The organism is Streptomyces sp. ID05-39B, from assembly GCF_033794725.1.
GTDB lineage: Bacteria > Actinomycetota > Actinomycetes > Streptomycetales > Streptomycetaceae > Streptomyces > Streptomyces bobili.
On record NZ_JARGEF010000001.1, the window covers coordinates 63,105 to 87,937 of the forward strand.

A 24,833-nucleotide genomic window follows, 5' to 3' on the forward strand; every position below is an offset into this window, starting at 1 on the left:
CCGGCCCACGAACCACGGAGAAGACCGATGTGCGAGTACTGCGGCTGCCAGGCACTGGAAACCATCGACGAACTGACCCAGGAACACGAGGAGGTCATTCGCCTGATCAGTCACCTCCGCCCGGCTCACCGCAGCGGCGAGACGATCAGGATGGCGGAGGTCGCCCGCGAGATCGCGCGGGTACTCGGCCCGCACACCCAGGTCGAGGAAGAGGGGCTGTTCCCCGCCCTGGCCGGGGACTTCCCCGACCAGATCGCCACTCTGGAGGCCGAGCACCGCCGGATCGAGGCGGTTCTGTCCGAGGCCGCCGACGGCGGGGTTCCCTCGGACCCGGCCTGGCCGGACCGGCTGATGGACGCGATGGCCGTGCTGCGCGACCACATTCTCAAGGAACAGGACGGCGTCTTCCCGGCCGCACTCGCCGGCCTCGATACCGAGGAGTGGGAGGCGGTCGAGGCCACCCGGACGAAGGCGGGCAGCACACTGTCGCGGCAGGCCGTCTGAAGGGTCGCGCCCGCCGGCCCGTCGTCCGGCACACTCCCGACAGCTCTGTGCCCCGCTCGTTCCGAGTGGGGCACAGAGTTCTGCCTGCCCGGTCATGGCCGGGCGTTGCCGGGGGTGCCTCCGTTCCGCAGACGATCTCCGCCGGAATGCGATTGCTCGTGGCGTGGTGTTGACCCCCGGGGGGACAGCCCCCGTAGAGTCGGGGCGGCCGAACCGATCACATATCGAACGGACGTTCATGGCGTCCGGAGCGGAGTGGCGCGGTGAGCAGGGAGAGCAGCCGGGAACAGCGGCGGGCGGGCATGGACAGCGATCTGGCGGAGGCGCTGGTGCGCAGCCGCCGGTTCTTCACCCGGGCGGAGGTCTCCGCGGACCTGCGGACCCTGCACAGGAAGGGCGGCCGGCAGGCCGACGACTTCTACCGCGACCGCTGGTCGCACGACAAAGTGGTGCGTTCCACCCACGGGGTGAACTGCACCGGCTCGTGCTCGTGGAAGGTGTACGTCAAGGACGGCATCATCACCTGGGAGGCCCAGCAGACCGACTACCCCTCGGTCGGCCCGGACCGTCCCGAGTACGAGCCGCGCGGCTGCCCGCGCGGCGCCGCCTTCTCCTGGTACACCTACTCGCCCACCCGGGTGCGCTACCCGTACGTACGCGGCGTACTGCTGCAGATGTACCGCGAGGCCAAGGCCCGCCTCGGCGACCCGGTGGCCGCCTGGGCGGACATCGTCTCCGACCCGGAACGCGCCCGCCGCTACAAGCGGGCCCGCGGCAAGGGTGGCCTGGTGCGGGCGAGCTGGGACGAGGCGGTGGAGCTGGTCGCGGCCGCGCACGTGCACACGATCAAAACCTTCGGCCCGGACAGACTGGCCGGCTTCTCGCCGATCCCGGCGATGTCGATGGTCTCGCACGCCGCCGGGGCCCGCTTCTACTCGCTGCTCGGCGGCGCGATGCTCTCGTTCTACGACTGGTACGCGGACCTGCCGGTGGCCTCGCCCCAGGTGTTCGGGGACCAGACCGACGTACCGGAGTCCGGGGACTGGTGGGACGCCGGCTACCTGATCATGTGGGGCTCCAACCTGCCGGTGACGCGCACGCCGGACGCGCACTGGATGGCGGAGGCCCGTTACCGCGGCCAGAAGGTCGTCGCCGTCTCCCCGGACTACGCGGACAACGTGAAGTTCGCCGACGAGTGGCTCGCGGCCCAGCCGGGCACCGACGGGGCCCTCGCCATGGCGATGGGGCACGTGATCCTCAGGGAATACTTCGTCGACCGGACCACGCCGCAGTTCACCGACTACGTCAAGCGCTACACCGATCTGCCCTTCCTGGTCGCCCTGGAAGAGAGCAGGGACGAGCCGGGCACCTTCACACCGGGCAAGTTCCTCACCGCCGCGGATCTCGGTGGAGAACACGCCGAGGCCGAGCACGCCGAGTTCCGGACCGTGCTGCTGGACGCGCACACACGGCAACCGGTGGTGCCGAACGGCACGCTCGGCGACCGCTACGGAGAGTCCGGCGCCGGGAAGTGGAACCTGGACCTCGGGGACACCCGGCCTCTGCTGTCCACCGAGGGCGGCGACGAGGCGCCGGTCACGGTAGAACTGCCGCGCTTCGACGCTCCCGACGGCAGCGCGGCGCGACTGCGGCGCGGCGTACCGGTCCAGCGGGTCGCCGGTCGTCTGGTGACCACGGTGTACGACCTCCTGCTCGCCCAGTACGGGGTCGCTCGCGACGGGCTGCCCGGCCGGTGGCCGTCCTCGTACGAGGACGCGGAGGAGCCGTACACGCCGGCCTGGCAGGCGGCGATCACCGGAGTGGACGCCCAGAAGGCGGCGCGGATCGCCCGGGAGTTCGCCGCCAACGCCGAGGAGTCCGGCGGCCGTTCGATGATCATCATGGGTGCGGGTACCAACCACTGGTTCCACTCCGACACCATCTACCGGGCCTTTCTGACACTGACCACGCTGACCGGCTGCCAGGGCGTCAACGGGGGCGGCTGGGCCCACTACGTCGGCCAGGAGAAGGTCCGCCCGATCACCGGCTACTCGGCGATCGCGACCGCCGCCGACTGGAACCGTCCGGCCCGGCAGATGATCCAGACCGCGTACTGGTACCTGCACAGCGACCAGTTCCGCTACGACCCGTTCTCCGCCGACACCCTCGCAGCGGCCGGTCCGGGCACGGGCGGCCCGTTCGCCGGGAAGACCACCGCCGACGTCATCGCCCAGTCCGCCCGAATGGGCTGGATGCCGTCGTACCCGACCTTCGACCGCAACCCCCTCGACCTCGCCGACGAGGCCGACACCGCGGGCCGTCCGGTCGCCGAGCACATCGTGGACGAACTCAAGGCGGGACGGCTGCGGTTCGCGGGCGAAGACCCGGACGCCCCCGAGAACCACCCCCGCGTGCTGACCGTGTGGCGGGCCAACCTGCTGGGTTCGTCGGCGAAGGGCAACGAGTACTTCCTCAAGCACCTGCTGGGCACCGACCATGCGGTCCGGGCGGCCGAGGCGCCGCCGGAGGCACGCCCGCGGGACGTGGTGTGGCGGGAAGAGGCGCCCGAGGGCAAGCTCGACCTGCTGCTGACCCTGGACTTCCGGATGACCAGCACGACCATCTTCTCCGACGTCGTCCTGCCCGCCGCCACCTGGTACGAGAAACACGACCTGTCCAGCACCGACATGCACCCCTTCGTGCACGCCTTCAACCCGGCCATCGCCCCGCCCTGGCAGACCCGCACCGACTGGGACGCCTTCCACACCATCGCCAGGGAGTTCAGCCGCCAGGCCGCCGATCACCTGGGCGTGCGCAAGGACGTGGTCGCCGCCGCGCTGCAGCACGACACTCCGGACGAGATGGCCAATCCGCACGGCCGGGTGCTCGACTGGAAGGCGGGGGAGTGCGAGCCGGTCCCCGGCCGCACGATGCCGAAGCTGGTGACGGTGGAACGCGACTATGCGGCCGTCGCCGACAAGATGGCCGCCCTCGGCCCCCTGCTGGACAGCCTGGGCGCCACCACCAAGGGCATCACCTTCGCAGTGGAGCGGGAACTGGAGTACCTGCGCCACAAGAACGGCACCGTGCGCGGCGGGGCGGCCGACGGACGGCCCTCGATCGCCCGCGACACGCACGCCTGCGAGGCGATTCTCGCCCTGTCCGGCACCACCAACGGCCACCTCGCCACCCAGGGCTTCCGCACGCTCGAAGCCCGCACCGGCACGCGGCTCGCGGACCTGGCCGCCGAGCACGAGGGCAAGCAGATCACCTTCGCGGACACCCAGGCCGCCCCCGTCCCGGTCATCACCTCCCCGGAGTGGTCCGGGTCGGAGACCGGTGGCCGCCGTTACTCGCCGTTCACCATCAACGTCGAGCGCCTCAAGCCCTGGCACACCCTCACCGGCCGCCAGCACTTCTACCTCGACCACGACTGGATGACGGCCCTCGGCGAGCAACTCCCCGTCTACCGGCCCCCGTTGAACATGGCTGCCCTCTTCGACGAGCCGCGGATCGGGGACACCGGAGAACTCGGCGTCACCGTGCGCTACTTGACCCCGCACAACAAGTGGTCCATCCACTCCGAGTACCAGGACAACCTGTTCATGCTCTCGCTGTCCCGGGGCGGTCCGACGATCTGGATGAGCACGCAGGACGCGGCCAAGGTCGGTGTGAAGGACAACGACTGGGTCGAGGCGGTCAACCGCAACGGTGTGGTCGCCGCCCGCGCGGTCGTCTCGCACCGCATGCCCGAGGGCACCGTCTACATGCACCACGCCCAGGACCGCTTGATCGACGTGCCCCGCACCGAGACCACGGGCCGACGCGGCGGCATCCACAACTCCCTGACCCGCCTGCTGATCAAACCCAGCCACCTCATCGGCGGCTACGCCCAGCTCTCCTACGCCTTCAACTACCTCGGTCCCACCGGCAATCAGCGCGACGAGGTCACCGTCGTCCGCCGCCGTACGAACCAGGAGGTGACGTACTGATGCCCCATGGCGAAGCCCCCATCGGACGCGTCATGGCCCAGATGGCGATGGTGATGAACCTCGACAAGTGCATCGGCTGCCACACCTGCTCGGTCACCTGCAAACAGGCCTGGACCAACCGCACCGGTGTCGAGTACGTCTGGTTCAACAACGTCGAGACCCGCCCCGGCCAGGGCTACCCCCGCCGCTACGAGGACCAGGACACCTGGAAGGGCGGCTGGGAACTCAACAAGAAGGGCCGCCTCGCGCTGAAGGCGGGCGGGCGGTTCAAGAAGCTGATCCAGATCTTCTCCAACCCCAAGCTGCCGTCTCTCGACGACTACTACGAGCCCTGGACCTACGACTACGAGACCCTGACCAACGCCCCGCTCCAGGAGCACACCCCCGTCGCCCGGCCCAAATCCCTGATCTCCGGCAAGGACATGAAGATCACCTGGTCGGCGAACTGGGACGACGACCTCGGCGGCTCGGCGGCGACCAGCGAGCAGGACGTCCTGCTGAACGAGGTCTCCGAGAAGATCAAGTTCGAGTTCGAGCAGACCTTCATGTTCTATCTGCCGCGGATCTGCGAGCACTGCCTCAACCCGTCCTGCGCGGCCTCCTGCCCCTCCGGCGCGATCTACAAGCGCGAGGAGGACGGCATCGTCCTGGTCGATCAGGACCGCTGCCGCGGCTGGCGGATGTGCGTCACGGGATGCCCGTACAAGAAGGTGTACTTCAACCACCGCACCGGCAAGGCCGAGAAGTGCACCTTCTGCTTCCCCCGCGTCGAGGTCGGCCTGCCCACCGTCTGTTCCGAGACCTGTGTCGGCCGGCTGCGCTACATCGGGCTGGTCCTCTACGACGCCGACCGCGTCCTCGAAGCCGCCTCCACCCCCGACGACACCGGCCTGTACGAGGCCCAGCGGCAGGTCTTCCTCGACCCGCACGACCCTCAGGTCATCGCCGCAGCCGAGAAGGCGGGCATCCCCCGCGACTGGGTCGAGGCCGCCCAGCGCTCCCCGGTCCACTCCCTGATCAACACCTACAAGGTGGCCCTGCCGCTGCACCCGGAGTACCGGACGCTGCCCATGGTCTGGTACATCCCGCCGCTGTCACCGGTGGTCGACGCCGTCCGTGACACCGGCCGCGACGCCGAGGACCACCACAACCTGTTCGCGGCCGTCGAGTCCCTGCGCATCCCCGTCGACTACCTCGCCCAGCTGTTCACCGCCGGCGACCCGGCACCGGTTGACGCGGTCCTGCGCCGGCTGGCAGCGATGCGGGCGTACATGCGAGACATCAACCTCGGCCGCGAGCCCGATGCCGCGATCCCGGAGGCCGTGGGCATGGGTGAGGAGCAGATGTACGACATGTACCGGCTGCTGGCCCTGGCCAAGTACGACGAGCGGTACGTCATCCCACCCGCCCACGCCGAACAGGCCCACAAGCTGGAGGAGCTGGCCACCGAGTGCAGCCTCGACTACGAGGGCGGCCCCGGCATGGGCGGCTCCGGCCCCTTCGGCGAGACCTCCGGCGGCGCCGCACCCATCGCGGTGGAGAACTTCCACGCCCTGCGCGACCGGCAGACCGCGGACACCCCGGCCACGCCCAGCGACAAGGCCACCCGAGTCAACCTCCTCAACTGGGACGGCAAAAGCTCTCCGCCCGGCCTGTTCCCGGACAGACCGTCCGGCAGTGGCAGCGGTAGCGGTGGCGGCACCGGTAGCGGCGCCGGCGCGGACAACGGCGGGGAGGTCGATCCGAAGCCATGAAAGGCAAGAACGCACGCACGGACCGAGCGAAGCCCTGGTTCTCTCACGCCTGGCAGGCCCAGTCACTGCTGCTCGCCTATCCCGACGACGGGTTCGAGCAGACCCTGGCGCTGGCCGGTCGGGTCGCCGCCACCCTGCCGGAAGCGGTCGCCCGCCCTCTGCTCCGCTTCACGGCACACGCCGAGCGGACCGTTCCCGCGGACCTGGCCGCCACCTATGTGGCCACCTTCGACCACCGCAAACGCTGCTGTCTCTACCTGACGTACTACGCGCACGGAGACACCAGAAGGCGCGGCCTCGGCCTGCTGCGGTTGAAGCAGACCTACGCGGCGGCCGGATGGCGCCTGGGCGACGACGAACTGCCCGATCACCTCGCCGTCGTCCTCGAATTCGCCGCCACCGACCCGACCGCCGGGGGACGCCTGCTCACCGAACACCGCGCCGGCCTGGAACTCCTGCGGCTCGCCCTGAACGACGACGGCTCGCCCTGGGCCCACGTCCTGGACTCCGTCTCCGCGACCCTGCCCACCCTCGCCGGCGACGACCGCGAAGCCGTCATGCGCCTGGCGGCCCAGGGCCCGCCCGAGGAACAGGTCGGCCTCGACCCGTACGCCGCCCCCGTGTTCCTGCCCGACCCCGTCGTAGGAGGCCCTCGATGAGCGCACCCGCGCAGCACGTCCCCCTGGCGGCGGAGGCAGGCACCGGAGACATCCTGTTGTGGGTCGTCCTGCCGTACGTCGTGCTGGCAGTGTTCGTCCTCGGCCATGTCTGGCGTTACCGCTACGACAAGTTCGGCTGGACCACCCGTTCCTCCCAGCTGTACGAGCGGCGCCTGCTGCGCATCGGCAGCCCGCTGTTCCACTTCGGCATCCTCGTCGTTCTGATCGGCCACATCGGCGGCCTGGTCATCCCCGAGAGCTGGACGGAGGCCGCGGGCATCAGCGAACACGCCTACCACGTGTCCGCCGTCGTGCTCGGCACCCTCGCGGGCGTGGCCACCGTGGGAGGACTGGCCATCCTCGTCTACCGGCGTCGTACCGTCGGGCCGGTCTTCTCGGCCACCACCCGCAACGACAAGGCCATGTACGTCTCCCTGACCCTGACCATCGTCCTGGGCCTGGCCGCCACCGTGGCGGCGAACCTCGTCGGCGGCGGCTACAACTACCGGGAGACCATCTCCCCCTGGTTCCGGTCGATCTTCTACCTGCAACCCGACCCGGACCACATGGCCGGCGCTCCGATCCTGTTCCGGCTGCACGCTCTGAGCGCGCTCCTGCTGTTCGCCTTCTGGCCCTTCACCCGACTCGTTCACATGCTCACCGCACCCCTGGGCTATCTCACCCGGCCCTACATCGTCTACCGCAGCCGCGACGAAATGCGCCTCGGCGCCCGGACCCCGCGCCGCGGTTGGGAACGCACGGGATCGTGAGTGGGAGCGGGTCCGCTGTGGGCGCACGTGGAGTTCGTCGCCCAGGGCTTCGTTGCGGTGGGTAAGGGTCCAGACAGCCGGCTCTAGCTCCGGTCGGCGAACTCTGGTGTGGCTCGCCGACAGTGACCCCGCGAGGAACCCAGGTGGTAGCTCCGACCGGCTGACCGCACGAGCAGGGACCGACTTTCGGTGGTCGTGGACGCTTTGCGCGGAGGCCAGTTCCGGGCCGGGGCGGCGGCCGGTCACGGAGGTGTGGCGGCGTGGAGCAGTTCGCGTAGTTTCAGGGCCGCCGGGAGTGGGGCGGGGGGCAGCGCGACGTGCACGGTCCGGCGGAGGGCGGGGTCGCAGAGGTGGCGCAGGACGAGTCCGTCGGGGACCGCTCGGGCGGCGAGTGAGGGGACCAGCGCGACGCCCAGGCCGGCACCGGCGTACCCGAACTTGCCCGCCCACTCCGCGATGCGGATGATCTTCCGGGGTGTGAAGCCCGCTCGTGCGCAGGCGTCGGCGAGCATGGTGGGACGATCGCCGTAGGCACTCTGCAGCCAGGCCTCGTCGCGCAGTTCGCGCAGGTCGACCGTCTCCGCACCGGCAAGGCGGTGTTCGCGGGGGAGCGCGACGAGGAGTTCGTCCTCGCACAGGACGGTGGTCGTCACGCCGTCGGCCTGCGGCAGTCCGGACGGGTAGTCGCTGACGACGGCGATGTCCAGGGTCGCGTCCGCGAGGCGCCGCAGCAGGGTGTCGGTCGGGCCTTCGACGGCGACGACCTCGACGTCCGGCCTGGTCTCGCGGAGCGCTCGCAGCGCGGTGGGCAGCAGCGAGACGTTGGCGGTGGCGAACGCGCCCACGTGCAGCAGCCCGCCATGGCCCGTGTGCAGTACGGCCAGTTCGTGCTCGGCCCGGGACAGCCGGTCGAGGACCTCAACGGCGTGCCGGTGCAGCGCACGGCCTGCCGGAGTGGGCCGTACGCCCCGCGGGAGCCGCTCGAACAGGGCGCCGCCCGCCTGCTGCTCCAACGTGGCGATCCGCCGGGACACCGCGGACTGCGTGTAGTTGAGCCGGGCGGCCGCGCCGGTGAACGACCCGGTCTCGGCCACGGCCACGAGCAGCCGCAGTGCGTCGATCTCGAACACGGTCCTCCACCCATTCCTGCCGCTCATTGATCCCATGCAATCTAGTCGCTGGTGGAATACCTGGCGCACTTCTAACGTCGGCTGCACGGCGCCGCCCGGCCAGGGGGACCGGGCGGCGGCCTCCTGACGGAACATCAAATTCGGGAGAGGCAGGCCTTGTTGACGACGATGCTGGCCGATCTGGAGGAACTCGTGTGCTGCGAGTCCTTCTCGGCCGACCACGCCGCCGTGGCGCGCAGCGCCGACGTGGTGACCGCCCTAGGCACGCGGCTGCTGGGGGCGGAACCGGAGACGATCGTGATCGAGGGAGTGACCCATCTGCGGTGGGCCTTCGGCGCTCCGCGGGTCCTCCTGCTGGGCCACCACGACACGGTGTGGCCGATGGGCTCGCTGCGGACCCACCCCTGGTCGTTGGCAGGCGGGACGGCCCGCGGTCCCGGGGTCCTGGACATGAAGGCCGGTCTGGTGCAACTGTTCCACGCGCTGGCCTCACTGCCGTCACCGGACGGTGTGTGCGTGCTGGTCACCGGCGATGAGGAGGTCGGCTCCCCGACCTCCAGGCGGCTGATCGAGGACACCGCGCGGCGGTCCGCGGCGGCCTTCGTGCTGGAGGCGTCCGCGGACGAGACGGGCGCGCTCAAGACGGCCCGCAAGGGCACTTCGCGGTACGAGGTGGTGGTCCGCGGCAGGGCCGCGCACGCCGGTCTCGAACCCCACAAGGGGGTCAACGCGGCGGTCGAGGCCGCCCATCAGGTGCTGGCCGTCGCGGAAATCGGGGCCACGACGGCCCTCGCCGATGTCACCGACTCGGACGATGCCGCTCACCCCACCCTGGGAGCCGCTACGGTCACACCCACCCTGCTGTCGGCGGGCAGCACACGCAACACGGTGCCCGCGCTGGCGCGGGTGTCGGTGGATGTGCGCGTGCCGACCACGACGGCGCAGGTCCGGATCGACGCACGCATACGAGGCCTCACCGCCCGCACACCCGGAGCCCGGCTGGAGGTACGGGGCGGCGGGCAACGGCCGCCCATGGAAGCGGAGTCCTCCGCCGAACTGTTCGCCCTGGCCGCCCGGCTCGCCGCCGAACTGGGCCAGGAGCCGCTGCGGGGGATCGCCGTCGGAGGCTCCTCGGACGGCAACTACACCGCGGCGGTGGGCTGTCCGACGCTGGACGGCCTGGGTGCGGTGGGCGGCGGTGCCCACGCCGACACCGAGTACGTCGACATCACGCGCATGGTCCCCCGTACCCGATTGCTGGCTGAACTCGTCAGCCGGACCCGGCGATGGCCCGAGCCCGGCCCCACAAGAGGCGGTATGTCATGAGACAGAGGACGAACGGACCCGGACCCGGACCCGGCGCCGGACCCGGACCCGGCGCCGGACGCGGAGCCGGCGCCGGACGCGGAGCCGGACCCGGACCGGGCCCGGGACGCGGACCCGGATCCGGCCCAGGGATCGGGCGCAGCCTCGGCCTCGGCCGGCTGCGCGGCAGTTATCCCGTCGCGGGGGTGATGGGCGGTCTCGCGCAGATGGCACGGCGGTGTCTCGTCGCGCTGGCCACCGTCCTGCTCGGCGCGCTCATCTGGTACAGGCCACGGGACGCGTTCGTCAGGGGCGCCGTCACGGTGGCCGTGGTCCTCGCCCTGTTCGGCCTGAAAGCCGCCTGGGCTCGCGCGACCGTGAGGTGGGGCCTCAACCGGTGCCACCTCTACACCGGCGGCCTGGTCGTCACCAGCATCGTCGGCCGTGTCCGGGAGGCGGTGAGGTGGGAAGACGTGAGGGAGGTGAACAGGCTCACCAACCAGTCGGTACTCCTGGCCTTCCACAGGATCGAGATCGTACGCCGCGACTACACGACGGTGACCTTCCTCGCCCTGGGCCTGCAACCCGCCCTGGTAGAGGCCCTGCTGAACGAGATGGACCGGAACGCCCCTCGGCCTTGAGGGCAGTTGGGCCGGGTGACCTCTTCGCAGGGTGCGTTCTTCTTCGGGCGGGCCCTGACCCTGTGCGTGTGCCGGGCGACTCGGACGAGCCCGGTCTCGAACCGGCGCGGGCCGCCCTGGTCCCGGGCGACAGCCGGCGAGCTGCGGCAGGCGATCCGGCCGCGCATGCTGAGGGACACCTCGCGGCGCGTAGGCTGACACCTCCCACACGGCCGGAACGGCGCGAGGGTGCAGACCCAAACGGAGGGTTACGTGAACCACGCGCAGCTGGTGGCCCTGGGCCGTGCCCTGCGGGTCCTGGGCGAGCACGGCGAACAGCTGTCCCGGGACACCCCGGACGCCGCGCTGCACGAGATCCGGGCGGACCTGGCACGGGCCCTGTCCCACCTCGACGAGTCGATCACCGGACCGAAGCCGACGACGCGCTGCCAGGAGCACCCGACCGGCCCCGTCGACGACAGCGCACGGGATCTGTGCCTGCTGTGCGAGACCCGGCGCCGGGCGGCACCCAAGCAGACATCCCAGGATGGCTACAGTGCGCCGGCCGTCGAGCGGGAGGTGAGGGTGCGGTCGCGCTACGGCCTCCGCGAGGAGCGTCCTCAGCCGCAGGAGCGGTGGGTCCCGGAGATGTGGAACGGCCAGGCCTGGCAACTGTGCGGCACACCCCGGCGTGACCGGCGTGAGGCGGAGCAGTACATCACGGCACAGCTGCGCGAGGCGAAGGCCGCCCCCGCCTATCGAGTGGTGCACGCCTTCACCGATCACGTCGTCGTCCGCACCTGGGGAAACACGGACGTGCCGTCCAGGCGGTACCGCGATGTGCAGCAGGAGTTCTGAGCGACGGCGTAGAGCGATCGGGGCAGCGGCGTACAGCGATCGGGACACGGTGAATGTGAAGCCTTCGCCGTCGCGGCGATGAGTCTGGCGGCTCCCACAGGTCTATCTTCCGAACGGGACAACCAACTCATCGGGAGCAAGTCATGGGGCTCATCCACATCGAGCTGTTCGCCACCCTCGACATGGTCGGGCAGGCGCCCGGAGGTCCGGACGAGGACCCGGAGGGGTTCCCGTTCGGCGGCTGGCAGGCGCCCCTGCTGGACGAGGTCGCCGGCGCGCAGATCGGTGCCGCGTACGAGGGCACCGACGCCCTCCTGCTCGGCCGACGGACGTACGACCTCTTCGCCTCCTACTGGCCGCACCAGAAGGGCGGCGAGGACAGCGAGATCGCCACGCTCTTCAACAGTGTCCCGAAGTACGTGGCCTCCCGCGGCAGGCCCGACCTCTCGTGGGCCGGGTCCACGCAGCTCGGCCCGGACCTGGCCGGCGCGGTGCGCGAGATCCGCGACCGGCACGAGCAGGTGAAGGTGGTCGGGAGCCTGAACCTGGTGCAGACCCTGCTGCGCGAGAAGCTCTTCGACCGTCTCGACCTCTGGGTGCACCCGATCATGCTCGGCGTCGGCAAGAAGGTGTTCGACGGGGGCGAGGTGCCCACGAACGTCACCCTCCTCGAACCGCCCGCGGCCAGCCCGAACGGCACGGTGTATCTGCGCTACGGGCTGGCCGACGGCACGCCCCGGACGGGAGACATGAGCGCACCCGATCGTGGCGTCGGGCGCGACACCTGAAGCCGCCCGCGCCAGGCGGGTCAGGTCCTCAGCGGACGGGGTCCGGGTACCTCTACGACCGCAGGAAGGCGAGAATGTCGGGGTTGAGGATCTCGGGGTGGGTCGACAGCATCCCGTGGGGGAGACCTTCGTAGGTCTTCAGCGTTGCGCTGCTCAGCATCTTGACCGCCAGAGGCGCCGCGTCCGCGTAGGGGACGATCTGGTCGTCGGTGCCGTGAGCGACGAGAACGGGGACGTCGATCCGCCGGAGATCCTCGTTGAAGTCCGTCTCGGAGAAGGCCTTGATGCACTCGTAGTGGGCGTTGGCGGCGCCCATCATCCCTTGGCGCCACCAGTTGTCCACCAGCCCCTGTGACACCTTCGCGCCGGGCCGGTTGAAGCCGTAGAACGGGCCCGAAGGCACCTCGATGTAGAACTGCGAGCGGTTGGCGGCGAGGGCCGTACGGAATCCGTCGAACGTCTCGATCGGCAGGCCGCCCGGGTTGGAGTCCGACTTGACCATGATCGGTGTCACGGCGCTGACGAGCACGGCCTTCGCCACCCGGCCCGGTGTGGCGCGGGCGACGTAGCGTGCGACCTCGCCGCCGCCGGTCGAGTGCCCGATGTGGACGGCGCCCCGCAGGTCGAGCGTGTCGGCGAGGGCGGCCACGTCGGAGGCGTAGGTGTCCATGTCGTGGCCGGTCGCCGTCTGGGTGGAGCGGCCGTGGCCGCGGCGATCGTGGGCGATCACCCGGTAGCCGTGCTGCAGGAAGAACAGCATCTGGTTGTCCCAGTCGTCGGCGCTCAGTGGCCAACCATGGTGGAAGACGACCGGCTGACCGTCGCGGGGACCCCAGTCCTTGTAGAAGATGACCGTGCCGTCGTCGATGGTGACTGTGCCCATGACTGAAACCTTCCGCTTGATCGGCCGAGGTCGGCGGCAGTGCGCCGCGAGGGAGGAGGGCGCGGGGCGGCACGCCGAAGCACGCCTCTCCCTCTGCGGAGGGCGGCCCCCTGCGCCACTGGCAACCGTACGCTCGCGTCGGCCACCGGACACTTCAGGCGGCCGTTCCGCCAGGCGGGAAGACGCCGGGCGCCACCGTGCGTACGGCCGGAGCGCTGTCGGTGCGAGGGACGCACGTGATCCGGCGGGCGAGCCGTCCGTGGTGTCAGCGACCGCCGATCCCGCCGTGCCAGTCCAGGCAGATGACGCTGGCGTCGTCCCGGGGACGGCCGTGGCAGGCGTCCTTCACCGCCTCCGTCAGCGACTGGACCGTCTGTCTCGCGTGCAGGTGGCGGGTCCGGCGAAGCAGTACGGACAGGTCGACCGAGGCCGCTTCCCGGTCCTGCATGCCGTCGGTGAGCAGGATGATCCGGTCGCCGGGACGCAGGTCGAGTTCCTGGACGCGGTAGGGGACCGGGGAGGGGACACCGAAGGGCAGGTTGACGGAGAGGGGGATCTCCTTCACGACGCCGTCGCGCAGCCGCAGGGGCCAGGGATGGCCGGCATTGACGAGTTCGATGCGCGCCCGCGTGAGGTCGACGCAGAGCAGCTGCCCGGTCGCCATGGCGCCGCGCCCGTGGGCGAGCAGGGCCTGGTGGGCCTGACGTGCTTGCCTGGCGACGTCGCACCCTGTGCGCCGGGCGCCGCGCAGTGCGCCGAGCAGCAGTGTGGCCAGCAGCGCCGAGTCGACGTCGTGGCCCATGGCGTCGGTCAGCGACAGGTGCAGGGTGTCGCGGTCCAGGCTGTAGTCGTAGGTGTCGCCACCGATGTCGTCCGCGGGTACGAGCGCGCAGGCCAGGGTGAACTGGGGCGTCTCGCAGCAGGACGCGGAGGGAAGCAGCTGATGCTGGATCTCCGCAGCGAGTGTCAGCGCGGTGGTGCGCTGCCCCCACTGGTAGGCGTCGGTGAAGCGACGGTCGGTGACGATGATGTAGGCGAGAGTGTGGGCGGCCTCCGACACGTGCCGCAGCACGTCCCCGTCGGTGTGGGGGAGCGTCATCTCCAGGACACCGATGCAGTCGCCACGGTTGGTGACCGGTGCGATGACCCGCTGCCGGCCCTCGGCGTCCGGCTCCCGGTGCAGTCGCTGATCACGGAGAACCAGCTCGTGGACGCTGCCCTGCAAGGGGATGCGAACCGGGCTGGTTCCGCCGGCTCCGGCATCGTCGGCGGCGGTGAGCCGCACGAGCTCCTGGCCGACGAAATCCAGGAACAGAAAGGCAACCGACACTGCCCCGAAGCGCTTCTGCACGTAACGTGCCACGACATCGACGGAGTCCATCGGTGCGGCATCCTCCGCAGCGGCAAGGACCTCTCCCAAAGCGAACTCATCGGCCACGACAACCTCCTGACTGGTCGCCCATACGTCTTTCCGCTACCGGTCGAGACATCCCTGACCGATCCGCGACATCGCCCGCGCGAGTGATCCGCCGAGGGTGAGGGCGGCGTGGAGCCCGCTCCGAGCAGCCCGGCGTCAGCGGTCCTCAGGACCCGCCGGCGTACGCAGGGCGTCGCGCAGGAGTGCGACGGCCGGAGCGATCTCGGTGTCGCCGATGTTGCCGTACCCGAGGACGAGCGCGCGGTCGGCCGGCCGGTGCGCGCGATAGTCGTCGAGGTCCGCCAGACGCAGCCCGGCCGCGGCCGCCGCCCGGACCGTCCCGCGGGTGTCGGTGGTGTCCGGCAGGTGCAGCAGGATGTGCAGCCCGGCGGCGGTACCGGTGACCCGGCCCTCCGGCACCTGGGTACCGAGGGTCCGGATCAGCAGGTCGCGGCGGGACCGGAACCGTCGCCGGGCAGCGCGCAGGTGGGCGTCGTACCATCCGCGGTCGATGAAGGCGGCGAGGGCGAGTTGGTCCAGCACGGGCGGTGCGGCGGCGACCAGGTTCGCCGACCGGAGCGCCGGCGTCATCGCGGGGGGTGCGACCAGCCAGCCCAGGCCGAGGGCCGGCGACAGCGTCTTGCTGACCGAGCCGAGGAGGAACACCCGGCCGGGGTCCATCCCCTGCACGACGGCGACCGGGTGGTGGTCGTAGCGGAACTCGGCGTCGTAGTCGTCCTCGATGACGAATCCGTCCACGTCGCGGGCCCACCGCACCAGACGGGCCCGGCGCGCGGGGGACAGCACCGTGCCGGTGGGGAACTGGTGCGCCGCGCCGACGACGACGGCCCGCGCCGCCGTTCGCGCGAGATGGTCGACGCACAGGCCGTCGTGGTCCACCGGCACCGGGTGCACGCGCAGGCCGGCACTGGTCGCGGCGTCCCGCAGCCGCCCCCACCCCGGCTGCTCCACCGCCAGATCGGTGATCCCCTCGGCGCGCAGCGCCCGGCACGTGCGAACCAGCGCGTCGGTGACGCCCGCGCACACGGACACGGACCCGGCGTCGGTGGCCGCGCCGCGCGAACGCCGCAGATACCGCGCGACGGTGGTACGCAGCTCCGCGTGCCCTGCGGGGTCCGGCAGGCCGAGGTCGTAGTGGACGGCCGAGCCGGTGACCGCCCGTACGGCGTCCGCCCACCGGCGGCGCGGAAACGCCCGCAGGTCGGGCAGGCCGGGTGCGAGGTCGTAGCGGATCGAGGGCCGCGCCGGTTCGCGCGGCACACGGGGAGCCGGCGGCGCGGCATCCGGTATCCACGAGACCCGCGTGGCGGAGCCCACCCGGGCGGAAAGGTAACCCTCCGCGACGAGTTGCCCGTACGCCTCCGTCACGACCCAGCGGGAGCAGCCGAGTTCCTCGGCGAGCGTCCGGCTCGGTGGCAGGACGGCGCCCTCGGTCAGCCGGCCGTCCCGGATCGCCGCGCGCAGTGCGTGCGCCAGCCGATCGTGCAGGCGGCGGCGCCCGCCTTCCGCAGGGCTGACGTCGAGCAGTGTCGCCCACGCGAGATTGGTCTGGGAAGCAGCCACGACATTGGAGCGTACCGCCGATCCGAATCCGCATAGCGTGAGGGACATGACGGAGAAACTGGCCCTCGGGGCCATGCTGTTCGGGACGGTTCAGGACGAGCGGCGGTCGTTCGAGTTGCTGGACCGCTTCGTGGACGCCGGAGGCGTCTGGATCGACACCGCCGACTGCTATGCGTTCTGGGCCGATCCCACAGGCTTCGGCGGGCAGAGCGAGACCTTGCTCGGACGCTGGCTGGCACGCCGGCCGGGTGTCCGCGACCGGATCAGGATCAGCACCAAGGTCGGCTGCGAGCCGACCGTGGCCGGACGATTCCCGGAGTCGGCCGAGGGACTGTCGGCCGAGGTGGTGAAGAAGGGGATCGAGGCCAGTCTCCGCCGACTCGGCACGGACCACGTCGAGTTGTACTGGGCTCACAAGCCGGATCCGGTCACACCGCTGGAGGAGACCGTCGCCGCCTTCGGCGAGCTGATGTCCGCGGGGACGGTCGGCCGACTCGGATGCTCCAACTACCCCGCCTGGCAGGTGGATCGGGCCCGGCAGCTGGCGCGGGCACACGGCAGTGCCGGCTTCACCGCGGTGCAGCAGCACCACACCTACCTGCGACCGCGGCCGGGAACCGGGCAGCCCGTGGTGCACCGGTTCGGTGCGGTCACCGACGAGGTGCTCCACTACCTGGAACACCACCCGGACATGGAACTGTGGGCGTACACGCCGCTGCTCAGCGGTGGATACACCCGCGCCGACAAGCCGCTGCCGGCGGAGTACGACCATCCCGGCACCGCCCGCCGCCTCGCGGCGCTGGACGAGATCGCCGCCGAGACCGGCACGAACCGCAACCGGGTGGTGCTCGCCTGGCTGACCGGAGGCAACCCCGCCGCCACACCGATCGTCGGCGTCAGCTCGCCCCGGCAACTGGACGAGGCGGTCGCCGGAGTGACGCTGAAACTGGACGCCGGGCAACGCGAACGCCTGGACTTGGCGATGTGACCTGTCGGGGCCCACCCGCCACAACACCGCACTCGCGCTCTCCTCGGTCCGGCGCCGGGCGTCAGCGCTCGCCGCTGATTCAGCCGACGGCTTCCGCGTCCCGCCCCAGAACTCCGGTCGGGTCACGCCCTTCTCATTCCCGCACTCGGCGTGCGACGGCATCACCTGCCGTACGCTCTCCGGCGCCCGGCCGGCCGGCGCGACGAACAACGACCGGACCCTGCCTCGTCGCGGTGCGCCGGGCGGTGCGCTCGCCGACGCGGGGTGAGCCCCCGCGTCAGCCTGCTGAGTGGTTTGGTCATCGGCCCCGGTCGGAGGCGCCTCCCTCCACCTACGCTTTCGCTGTGTAGTCAAGCGACTGCGCATAGTGAAAGGGGAGAAGGATGCGTTTCCAGTCTGTGGGCCGAATGACGGCCGTTGCCTCGGCAGTGCTGTCACTGCTCGGCGGAGCGGCGACCTCCGCGCAGGCGGCACCTGGACCCGTCCTGTACTCGATCGACTTCTCCAACCCCCAGGAGCGTGACGACAACAACCTGCCCGAGCCCTACGGCCGGATCTATCTGCAGGCGCCCTGGGACCAGCAGACCGCGCTGTGGGAGCACCCGGACGTCGGCATCAACACCCCGACCCTTGCGCGCTATCCGGACGCGGGTCCCTACGAGACGCGGTTCGTCGACCACCCCGTCATCGCGGTGTGCGCCTTCGTGGACGAGGACGACACCGGCATCAACGTCGACGACGTCCTTGCCGCCGGGTGCGTGCCGTTCGAGGGTCCCGGTGAGTACACCATCACCGGCGACGACGGGTCGGTCACCATCAACCTCTACCGCGTCTGACCGACCGCATCAGGTACATCGTCCGTCAGCCCCGCCACAGCCTGCCAAGGCCGCGGCGGGGCTGACGGACGATGAGCGCGGGTCCGGGGGCCAGGCTGACGTCTCACGGTTGTGGCAGGCAGCACTCTTCATGGTGTTCCCCCGCGGCCGGCTGTACCTGGCCTGACTCTCGACCTGCGATCTTCCACGACAAGGCGAGTCCCGACCGGCAACGCGGCGTGACTGTCCTCGTCGGGCAGGTGCGCCGGCACGTCGTCCGGCGGGAGGCCAGACCCGTCAACTTGCGGCGCGCAGGGACCTCTTGAGGTAAACCGTGCGCCGACGGACATCGTCAACCACAGGCTGACCTGCCGACGACGGACAGGGACAACCGCGGGCTGACCCGTCAGCCCGAGAGGTGAGACCGAACGCCCTTCGGCGGCCGCCGGGCGGCCGCCGGGGGCGTCTCGGCGGGTGGCTCGTTCAGCCGGTGTGGAGGATCCGGAACCTGCCGCCGACGTCTTACGCTGCTTGCAGCGACGGGTGAGAGGATCTTGCCGACAGTGGTGTGTGAGGAGACAAGATGGACGACCGCTCGAAGCATGACCATCCGGGCTGGGAGGCGCTCGTGGCCGAAGCCCGAGAGCGTGCCCGCTCGCGACAGGCCCTCATGGTCGAGCGCTTCGGCCTGTCGGGGGATGTGCAGTACGAGTGGTCGATGGACGACGCGCGGATCACGTGGCGGCGTGACGCAAAGGTGTTCCTCACCGGCCGACTCACGATGATCGGCAGTGTCAGCCTCGCCCAGCAGACCTGGCTGTGGTCCTGGGCGAACGAGTCACTGCCGCACGCTGTCCTGGGCGACATCGAACGGGTGCGGCAGTTCGGTGAGGAGAACGATTTTCCCGTCCTGCCATGGCCGGGCTTCGGCTATCAGCCCGAACTGGTGGCGGAGGCGCGGCTGGTCGCGGCTTCCGTGCTCGACGCCGAGGGGCTGTGGGCTGAGTCGACGGACGACGTACAACTGCACTTCATGGTCCATGACCTGGTGCCCGTCGCCGACGGGCAGTGACGGTCACGGACGATCAGGCCGACACGTGCGTGCGGGGGCGGATCTGAGGGAGGAGACTTCATGGTGAGCTCAGCAGACACGCCATACCTCACCTGGAGTCGTCGATGACCGTTCGCCGTGTCATGCCCGTCGTCCAGTCGGACGCGATGCAGGGGAGCCGGGAGTTCTACGGCCTGCTGGGGTTCCAGGAGGTCATGGATCTCGGCTGGATCGTCACGCTTGCCCCACCGTCCACTCCGGCGGCCCAGGTCAGCTTCATGACCAGCGACAGGACCGCTCCGGTCACGCCGGACATGAGCGTGGAGGTGGATGACGTGGACGCGGCGTACGCGGTCATGCGCAACAGCGGCGCGGAGATCGTGCATCCGTTGCGGGACGAGGAGTGGGGTGTGCGGCGGTTCTTCGTCCGCGACCCCAACGGCCGAGTGGTCAATGTGCTGAGCCACCGCTGACAACGCCTGCACGTGCCTTCGCCCCGGTGCTACCGGAACTGTTCCATCGGCGTGCGCCGGCCGGAGCGGAAGTCGATCAGGGCGGCACTGATGTCGAGTGCCGAGCCGAAGAAGAGAACCGACCGGTCGGCCGCCACGAGGATCGTCCCACCGCCGCGCACACGGTGAACGACCGCCACCGCGTCGTCCTCAGGCAGCAGCACGTGACCGAGATCCGCGTCCGGAGCGATGCGGCGGTACAGCGCCTCGCCGAACTGCAGGAGACGCCGCTGCTCGGGAGTGCCCGGCGGTGCGTCCGCGGCCTTCTGCGGTCGTGACCCGGTCATCCGTGTGTCCTGTCGTCGTCGCGGTTCGCCGAAAGTTCCGCGATGAGTTCCGGGTCACGCATCCCGGGCAGGGCATATCCCTCGGCCTCGTCCCACGGGACGTCGAGGTCGTCCAGGTGCACGCGCCACTCCGCATCCGGCACGGCTCTGCGCAGTTCGGTCACGGAACCCAGCACATGGGCGATCACCGGCACCAGACGAGCGGGGTCGAGCGGCATCTTGGTGGACCCGGCGACGATCTCCTCCGGTCCGGCCGTGTGCCCGTCGTACACGTACAGGCTTTCCTCGTCGTCGTACGGAAACGACGCCATGTGCGCTGCGACGACGCGCGCGACCGATGCTGATTCGGCCTCGGTCAACGGTGTCGTGCGGTGCGCGTTGTAGTAGAGGGAGACGCTCATGGCCGAAGCGTACGGCGGGGGTGTGACAGCGCCGTCCGAGCGCCGGGGCGGGCCCCCGGGGCCCTCCCTCCCCCGGACCGATACCGTCCGGGCGCCCAACAGTCCGTACCCGCCGGTAACCACCCGCACCCACCCGTACCGGGCCGTGACTGAGCCGTCGGTGAGACACGCTCGCGACGGGCCCGGAGTTCGACCTCGGCCGCGGCGGATTCGGCGGGCAGTGCGGGAAGGAGGGTGAGGGCGGCATCGAGGAGTGCGGCCGACGCCCGCGGGTCGTCCCGGACCGCCCGCAACAGTGCGTCGGGATTCATCGGGGCCAGTTGGTGGCGCCAGGTGGGGTGGGCGTGCGACGCCGCGTAGTGGGCGGTGAGAGTCTCGACGGCGGACAGTTCGGCTCCGCAGCGACGCAGAAACACCGCCAGGCCGTACTGGTTGATCACCTCGCAGATCTGTGCGGCGTCGGCCCGGTTGCTGTGGCGCGCGGCGTGGACCTCGTAGACCACGGCGTACACGAGTGCGTGCTCCCGTTCCGTGCGCGGCACCGGAAACGGACTGTCCCTCCACAGCGCATCCACGTCGGCCGGGCGGACGTGGGGCCGACGCCCCGTGGCGGTGGTGGCGGAGAGGATCGTCAGGCGAACGGCACCGAGCGCGACGGCGTCCTGCGAGAGCGAGCGTGCGTACCGAAGGCCTTCGCTCGCCACCGGCTCGGTCTCCCGGCAGGCTGCCCGCACCTGAGCGACCGTCGGCCCGTCGGTCCACGCGAACGTCCACGCGCGCGCGGAGCCGGACCATACGGCCTCCACCACCCCATGCCGATGGGGGGCGAGGTCGAAACGGTCGGTGAGCGTACGGGCCAGTCGGCGAAGGCGCTTCGCGCGGTCGGAAGCCATGAGGCCTCAGTATCCACCAGGGCCTCGAACGATCACGTCGCAGGCCTCCAGGTCCCCGAAGCTGCGGCGGGGTGGCCGACCAGCGTCGGCGCCGCTCCGGCACCCGTGCGGAACGGGACGAACGGCTCGTGCAACGGCGCCTTCACGCCTCGTCGTTCGGCGTGGCGGCAGCCCGCCGAGGTCGAGTGGCGTCGGCCAAGGCACGAGTGACGCTGCGGCTGCTTGACGAGTGCTGAAGGTCCCAGTTCACTCTCTGAAAGGGGGGCATATGTGGACCACTGTCATTGCTGTCTTGGGGACCCTTCTCGGCGCAGTCGTCGCTGGTGTCATCCAGCATCAGACCGCTCGCGCAGGCCGTGTCCAGGACCGCGCGGAGACGCTGCGGCGGGAGCAGTTCGATGCCATTGCTGCGCTGGCTGCCTGCGCGACTGAGCACCGTCGCGTCCTGCACGCGCAGCAAGACTTCCAACGCCCTGGTCATACGACGGATCAGGAGTATCTGGCCAGCCTGAAAGCGGAGAGGTACGCGACGCGGTCAGCGACGACAGCTCAACTCGTCCGGGTCCAGCTACTCATCCTCGACCCAGCCATGAGGCAGGCAGCCGCCGACCTGGTGACCTCTACATACAACCTCCGAGACCTGACTGACGCCGACGACATCGAGGCCCACCGCCTAGCAGCCGTGGCCGCGCACAACACCTTCGTGGACACCGCTGCCGCGTATCTCAACCATTCGTGAGGCTTCTGACGCCGGCGTCTTCTCCGCGGCGGACGAATGCGCTGCACGATCCGGCGGCGTCGCAACCAGTTCCGGTGTCCTGTTGCCGGTGGCTCGGCAGCCGGGCGCAGCATGCCATCGCCTCCCGGAAGCCGGTGGCGTCCTGGGTGCCCAGGCTGCCGATCGACACAGCGCCGTGCTCGAAAGAGGTCGAGGGCGCGAAGCACGATCCGCGGCCGGCCCTTCTCCACCGTGCGGACGCCAACCTCGATCGTTTGTGGTTCCCCGGCAGTTCCGTTGAACGCGATTCGCCCCGTCCGGCCGCGTGGGCACGACCTCGCGAAGCGTGTCACGCACTCGGTCCCCCGCTTCCTCCGGCCGCTCGACGGCCTCTCAGGGCAATACACCTAGGCCGCCGGGCGGCGCGTGGTGTGCCCCTGACGCGCCGCTGTGCGCAGGGCCGCGATGACGGCCGTGGTCGTCGGGTTCGCGCTTTCCGTGTGGCGCGTCGCGGCGAACAACAGGCGCAGGATCGGGCGATCCTCGATGGGAGCCGTGCGGATTCCGGGTGTTGCCGGGTCGATGGCCGTCCGCGGTACGAGTGCGGTGGCGAGGCCGGCCCGTGCGAGGGTGAGCTGGGCGCCGGTGTCGGCGGTGATGTAGCGCGTCGTGGGGGTGAAGCCGGCCTGGTGGCAGGCGTGCAGGATGGCCTGACCGCAGTCCGTGGTCGGTGGGGGCACGGCGAGGGTGTGCGCGGCCAGATCCCTTAGGGCGACTGGCCGTTCGTCGCCCTGGTCGGCCGCGGTGACGACGAGCAGCGGATCGTCGAGCAGCGGGGAGATCTCGACGCCCCTGGGTGGGGCGTCGGGCATGTGGTGATACCGCTGTCCCAGCACCACGTCGACGGTGCCGAGGGTGAGTTCCCGCAGTTGCGCCTGGTCGGTGACGAGGCACGTCACGATGAGCTGCGGGTGGTGTGAGCCCAGTGCGGTCAGTGCGGGGCCCACGATCCTGGAGACGGTCGACGGCAAGGCGGCCAGGGTGGCGGTGGTGCCGACCGTGCCTTTGACCGCCGCGAGGGCGCTCTCGGCCTCCTGTACGGCGGCCAGGATCCGGTCGGAGTGCTCGAGGAGCACCCGGCCCGCCTCCGTCAGTGCCACCGTTCGCCCGTCGGGGCGCAGCAACTCCACTCCCACCTCACGCCGCAGCGCGGACAACTGCTGGGACACGGCACCGGGGGACAGGGCCAGTGACTGGGCGGCCGCCGCGATGGAGCCGCGGGCGGCGACGGTTTTGAGCATGTGCAGACGGCGGACATCCAGCATGACCCGAGACCTTACTCGATAGATTCCCTAAAGGGTTTCATCAGGATTAACCCCCTTGACCTATTGGGTCTTGGTGGGCGACCTTCGGCGCATGGAGATCTTCGACTGCATCGCCGCGGTTGCCCGGCCCATCCACGACTTCGGTGACGAGTTCATGTCCGACGAGGCGACCGCCGCCGTGGGTCTGCGTGCCGGCTTTCCCCCTGGGCGCGGCTTCTACTGCCGCGGCCGGTTCGGAGTGCTCGGCGAGGCATCGGTCTCGGTGGTCCAGGCGGTGCAGGGCTTCCTCGGCCCCCACCTGGTTACTGCGGGCTGGCTCGCGGGACGGTCCGTGATGCCGGCGGAGGAAGCCGCCGCCCTGTATGCACAGGCCGTCCGGACGTGGGGGCGCGCCAACATCCCCGCCGATGTCGACGTGGAGCACTTCAACCGCTTGGCACAGCAGCTGATCGACGCCGCCGACGCCGACGCACTGCCTCTGTTCGCCGGCTGGCGCGCGCAAGCCTGTCCCTCCGACGACCCGGTCGGTGCGGCCATGCAGCGCATCCACGTACTGCGGGAACACCGTGGCGCCTGTCATCTCGCGGCGGTGCGCCTGTGCGGGCTGAGCGCCCGAGCGGCAATGGTCATCAACCTCGGCGACGAGCAGGCAACCCACTACGGATGGCAAGGTCCACATTCCGTGGCCGCAGCCCTGATCCCCCGACGGCAGCGTGCCGAGCAGGTCACCGATGAGCTGCAGGCGCCGCTCTACGCCGCACTGACCGACCGGCAACGCACCGAATTCGCCCAGCTCGTCGACGGGTTGACCGAGTTGACCGCCTCCTCTCCGACCCCATGACCGGAGGTCGTTGACAAGTGGCGGCGGTGGGCGGCCGGCTGTCCGCGCGTCGCTGACGTCACCCGGCTCACCGTCTTCCAGCTACCCGCCTGCCCACCCGACCCGCACCCGCAGGACGGCATGTGGTCGCTGGTCGAACGCGGCCTCGGCAGCTTCGCCGCAGCCGACCTCGCCCAGATCAGCCGGGCTGTGAGGTGCAGATCAGCCGGGCTGCGAGGTGCAGACAAGCAGAACCAGTACCGGCCGCCGCGCGTAGTAACGCAGGGTCTGGATGTTCACCCCTGCCGCGGCGGCGACCTGCCCGCTGCGCAGACCGTTGCCCCGCGGCACATCCCGGCCGGCCGCTGCGGCGGCCCGCTCCTGGGCGGCGTCCAGCACCGCCTCGTGCGCGGCGTCGACCTCGATGCGCAGACGGATCTCTCCCGGGCCGGGACTCACAGTGAAGGTGAAGAACGAGCAGCAGCCGCTCTCCCGGGCCCCAGGTCTCGCACCGTCTCCTCCGTACCCTCACCGCCGGCCGGCGCCGGCTCCAGCCGTAGCCGGTCCGGCCGGGAAGAACCGAGCAGCCGCTCGGCGAACAGTGCGTCGAATTCCGCGACCCGCAGCGGCTGCTCGGTGGTGGGCAGCGGGCAGGACGGCGGTACCCGGGCCGTCATCGTGACCACTCCCGTCGGAGGTGTCTGCGCACGTGCGGGCGGGACGTATCCGAGGCTGAGCCTGTACCGCGGTACCGGTTGC

General features: G+C 70.6%; 26 protein-coding genes. 16 read left to right on the top strand and 10 right to left on the bottom strand.

Translation table 11 applies throughout. From position 1 onward, the window contains the following. Nucleotides 1-27 precede the first annotated feature (27 nt). The 5 genes from P1P75_RS00275 to narI all read left to right on the top strand — a co-directional run bounded on the left by P1P75_RS00275 (nucleotide 28) and on the right by narI (nucleotide 7,679). A complete protein-coding gene (locus tag P1P75_RS00275) occupies nucleotides 28-504 on the top strand; it encodes a hemerythrin domain-containing protein (RefSeq protein ID WP_319250707.1) in 477 nt (158 codons plus the stop codon). 302 nt (nucleotides 505-806) lie between these two features. After that, nucleotides 807-4,496: a nitrate reductase subunit alpha gene (locus P1P75_RS00280; protein WP_319250871.1), complete on the top strand. Its 3,690-nt coding sequence runs from the start codon at nucleotides 807-809 to the stop codon at nucleotides 4,494-4,496. After that, nucleotides 4,496-6,250: a nitrate reductase subunit beta gene (gene narH, locus P1P75_RS00285; RefSeq protein ID WP_319250709.1), complete on the top strand. Its 1,755-nt coding sequence runs from the start codon at nucleotides 4,496-4,498 to the stop codon at nucleotides 6,248-6,250. The genes P1P75_RS00280 and narH overlap by 1 nt, the downstream gene beginning before the upstream one ends. Then, nucleotides 6,247-6,909, top strand: a complete 663-nt coding sequence (gene narJ, locus P1P75_RS00290; protein ID WP_319250711.1) for a nitrate reductase molybdenum cofactor assembly chaperone — start codon at nucleotides 6,247-6,249, stop codon at nucleotides 6,907-6,909. The genes narH and narJ overlap by 4 nt, the downstream gene beginning before the upstream one ends. After that, nucleotides 6,906-7,679 (top strand): respiratory nitrate reductase subunit gamma, encoded by a 774-nt coding sequence (narI, locus tag P1P75_RS00295; RefSeq protein ID WP_319250713.1) that lies wholly within the window; start codon nucleotides 6,906-6,908, stop codon nucleotides 7,677-7,679. The genes narJ and narI overlap by 4 nt, the downstream gene beginning before the upstream one ends. 242 nt (nucleotides 7,680-7,921) lie before the next feature. Here the strand turns inward: narI and P1P75_RS00300 are convergent, their stop codons facing one another. Beyond that, nucleotides 7,922-8,809 (bottom strand): LysR family transcriptional regulator, encoded by an 888-nt coding sequence (locus P1P75_RS00300; protein ID WP_319250715.1) that lies wholly within the window; start codon nucleotides 8,807-8,809, stop codon nucleotides 7,922-7,924. Nucleotides 8,810-8,977: 168 nt separating this feature from the next. On the opposite strand from P1P75_RS00300, the gene P1P75_RS00305 reads away from it, so the two are divergent. The 4 genes from P1P75_RS00305 (at nucleotide 8,978) to P1P75_RS00320 (ending at nucleotide 12,380) form a co-directional block, all read left to right on the top strand. Further along, nucleotides 8,978-10,135 carry a M20/M25/M40 family metallo-hydrolase gene (locus P1P75_RS00305; protein ID WP_319250872.1) on the top strand — a complete coding sequence of 386 codons (1,158 nt, stop codon included), beginning with the start codon at nucleotides 8,978-8,980 and terminating at the stop codon, nucleotides 10,133-10,135. Nucleotides 10,136-10,341: 206 nt separating this feature from the next. Beyond that, nucleotides 10,342-10,755, top strand: a complete 414-nt coding sequence (locus P1P75_RS00310; RefSeq protein ID WP_319250717.1) for a hypothetical protein — start codon at nucleotides 10,342-10,344, stop codon at nucleotides 10,753-10,755. Between the two features lie 252 nt (nucleotides 10,756-11,007). After that, entirely contained in the window at nucleotides 11,008-11,592 is a 585-nt protein-coding gene (locus P1P75_RS00315) for a hypothetical protein (RefSeq protein WP_319250719.1), read from the top strand. Nucleotides 11,593-11,735: 143 nt separating this feature from the next. Further along, nucleotides 11,736-12,380, top strand: a complete 645-nt coding sequence (locus tag P1P75_RS00320) for a dihydrofolate reductase family protein (RefSeq protein ID WP_319250721.1) — start codon at nucleotides 11,736-11,738, stop codon at nucleotides 12,378-12,380. A gap of 52 nt (nucleotides 12,381-12,432) precedes the next feature. Here P1P75_RS00320 and P1P75_RS00325 read toward each other — a convergent pair whose 3' ends face one another. Together P1P75_RS00325 and P1P75_RS00330 are read right to left on the bottom strand one after the other, a co-directional pair. Continuing rightward, complete coding sequence (locus P1P75_RS00325) at nucleotides 12,433-13,263, bottom strand: alpha/beta hydrolase (protein WP_319250723.1); 831 nt, start codon at nucleotides 13,261-13,263, stop codon at nucleotides 12,433-12,435. 265 nt (nucleotides 13,264-13,528) lie between these two features. Then, nucleotides 13,529-14,488 (bottom strand): PP2C family protein-serine/threonine phosphatase, encoded by a 960-nt coding sequence (locus P1P75_RS00330; RefSeq protein WP_319250725.1) that lies wholly within the window; start codon nucleotides 14,486-14,488, stop codon nucleotides 13,529-13,531. Here P1P75_RS00330 and P1P75_RS00335 point away from each other — a divergent pair. Beyond that, on the top strand, nucleotides 14,471-14,788 hold the full coding sequence (locus P1P75_RS00335) for a hypothetical protein (RefSeq protein ID WP_319250727.1): 318 nt from the start codon (nucleotides 14,471-14,473) through the stop codon (nucleotides 14,786-14,788). The genes P1P75_RS00330 and P1P75_RS00335 overlap by 18 nt on opposite strands. A 48-nt stretch (nucleotides 14,789-14,836) precedes the next feature. On the opposite strand, the gene P1P75_RS00340 is transcribed toward P1P75_RS00335, so the two are convergent. Continuing rightward, entirely contained in the window at nucleotides 14,837-16,264 is a 1,428-nt protein-coding gene (locus P1P75_RS00340; protein WP_319250729.1) for a PLP-dependent aminotransferase family protein, read from the bottom strand. 46 nt (nucleotides 16,265-16,310) lie between these two features. Here P1P75_RS00340 and P1P75_RS00345 point away from each other — a divergent pair, with 46 nt between their 5' ends. The 4 genes from P1P75_RS00345 to P1P75_RS00360 all read left to right on the top strand — a co-directional run bounded on the left by P1P75_RS00345 (nucleotide 16,311) and on the right by P1P75_RS00360 (nucleotide 19,591). Next, nucleotides 16,311-17,252: an aldo/keto reductase gene (locus tag P1P75_RS00345; RefSeq protein ID WP_319250731.1), complete on the top strand. Its 942-nt coding sequence runs from the start codon at nucleotides 16,311-16,313 to the stop codon at nucleotides 17,250-17,252. A 407-nt stretch (nucleotides 17,253-17,659) separates the two neighbouring features. After that, on the top strand, nucleotides 17,660-18,088 hold the full coding sequence (locus P1P75_RS00350; protein WP_319250732.1) for a hypothetical protein: 429 nt from the start codon (nucleotides 17,660-17,662) through the stop codon (nucleotides 18,086-18,088). 562 nt (nucleotides 18,089-18,650) lie between these two features. After that, nucleotides 18,651-19,139, top strand: a complete 489-nt coding sequence (locus P1P75_RS00355) for a DUF6882 domain-containing protein (protein ID WP_319250734.1) — start codon at nucleotides 18,651-18,653, stop codon at nucleotides 19,137-19,139. Nucleotides 19,140-19,243: 104 nt separating this feature from the next. Further along, nucleotides 19,244-19,591, top strand: coding sequence for a VOC family protein (locus tag P1P75_RS00360; RefSeq protein ID WP_319250736.1), 348 nt, complete (start codon nucleotides 19,244-19,246; stop codon nucleotides 19,589-19,591). A gap of 29 nt (nucleotides 19,592-19,620) precedes the next feature. Here P1P75_RS00360 and P1P75_RS00365 read toward each other — a convergent pair whose 3' ends face one another. From P1P75_RS00365 to P1P75_RS00375, 3 genes are read right to left on the bottom strand one after another with little or no spacing between them, the layout of a single operon-like run. Beyond that, on the bottom strand, nucleotides 19,621-19,917 hold the full coding sequence (locus tag P1P75_RS00365; RefSeq protein WP_319250738.1) for a hypothetical protein: 297 nt from the start codon (nucleotides 19,915-19,917) through the stop codon (nucleotides 19,621-19,623). Then, nucleotides 19,914-20,318 carry a hypothetical protein gene (locus tag P1P75_RS00370; RefSeq protein ID WP_319250740.1) on the bottom strand — a complete coding sequence of 135 codons (405 nt, stop codon included), beginning with the start codon at nucleotides 20,316-20,318 and terminating at the stop codon, nucleotides 19,914-19,916. The genes P1P75_RS00365 and P1P75_RS00370 overlap by 4 nt, the downstream gene beginning before the upstream one ends. Further along, entirely contained in the window at nucleotides 20,315-21,211 is an 897-nt protein-coding gene (locus P1P75_RS00375; protein ID WP_319250741.1) for a hypothetical protein, read from the bottom strand. The genes P1P75_RS00370 and P1P75_RS00375 overlap by 4 nt, the downstream gene beginning before the upstream one ends. A 268-nt stretch (nucleotides 21,212-21,479) precedes the next feature. Here P1P75_RS00375 and P1P75_RS00380 point away from each other — a divergent pair, with 268 nt between their 5' ends. After that, nucleotides 21,480-21,950, top strand: coding sequence for a pRL2-23 (locus P1P75_RS00380; RefSeq protein WP_319250743.1), 471 nt, complete (start codon nucleotides 21,480-21,482; stop codon nucleotides 21,948-21,950). A gap of 386 nt (nucleotides 21,951-22,336) precedes the next feature. Here the strand turns inward: P1P75_RS00380 and P1P75_RS00385 are convergent, their stop codons facing one another. After that, nucleotides 22,337-23,254 (bottom strand): LysR substrate-binding domain-containing protein, encoded by a 918-nt coding sequence (locus P1P75_RS00385; protein WP_319250745.1) that lies wholly within the window; start codon nucleotides 23,252-23,254, stop codon nucleotides 22,337-22,339. A gap of 91 nt (nucleotides 23,255-23,345) precedes the next feature. On the opposite strand from P1P75_RS00385, the gene P1P75_RS00390 reads away from it, so the two are divergent. Next, nucleotides 23,346-24,095, top strand: a complete 750-nt coding sequence (locus tag P1P75_RS00390; protein ID WP_319250747.1) for a hypothetical protein — start codon at nucleotides 23,346-23,348, stop codon at nucleotides 24,093-24,095. A gap of 201 nt (nucleotides 24,096-24,296) precedes the next feature. Here the strand turns inward: P1P75_RS00390 and P1P75_RS00395 are convergent, their stop codons facing one another. Together P1P75_RS00395 and P1P75_RS00400 are read right to left on the bottom strand one after the other, a co-directional pair. Further along, nucleotides 24,297-24,533: a hypothetical protein gene (locus P1P75_RS00395; RefSeq protein WP_319250749.1), complete on the bottom strand. Its 237-nt coding sequence runs from the start codon at nucleotides 24,531-24,533 to the stop codon at nucleotides 24,297-24,299. Further along, nucleotides 24,530-24,751, bottom strand: coding sequence for a hypothetical protein (locus tag P1P75_RS00400; RefSeq protein ID WP_319250750.1), 222 nt, complete (start codon nucleotides 24,749-24,751; stop codon nucleotides 24,530-24,532). The genes P1P75_RS00395 and P1P75_RS00400 overlap by 4 nt, the downstream gene beginning before the upstream one ends. Nucleotides 24,752-24,833: the final 82 nt, after the last annotated feature.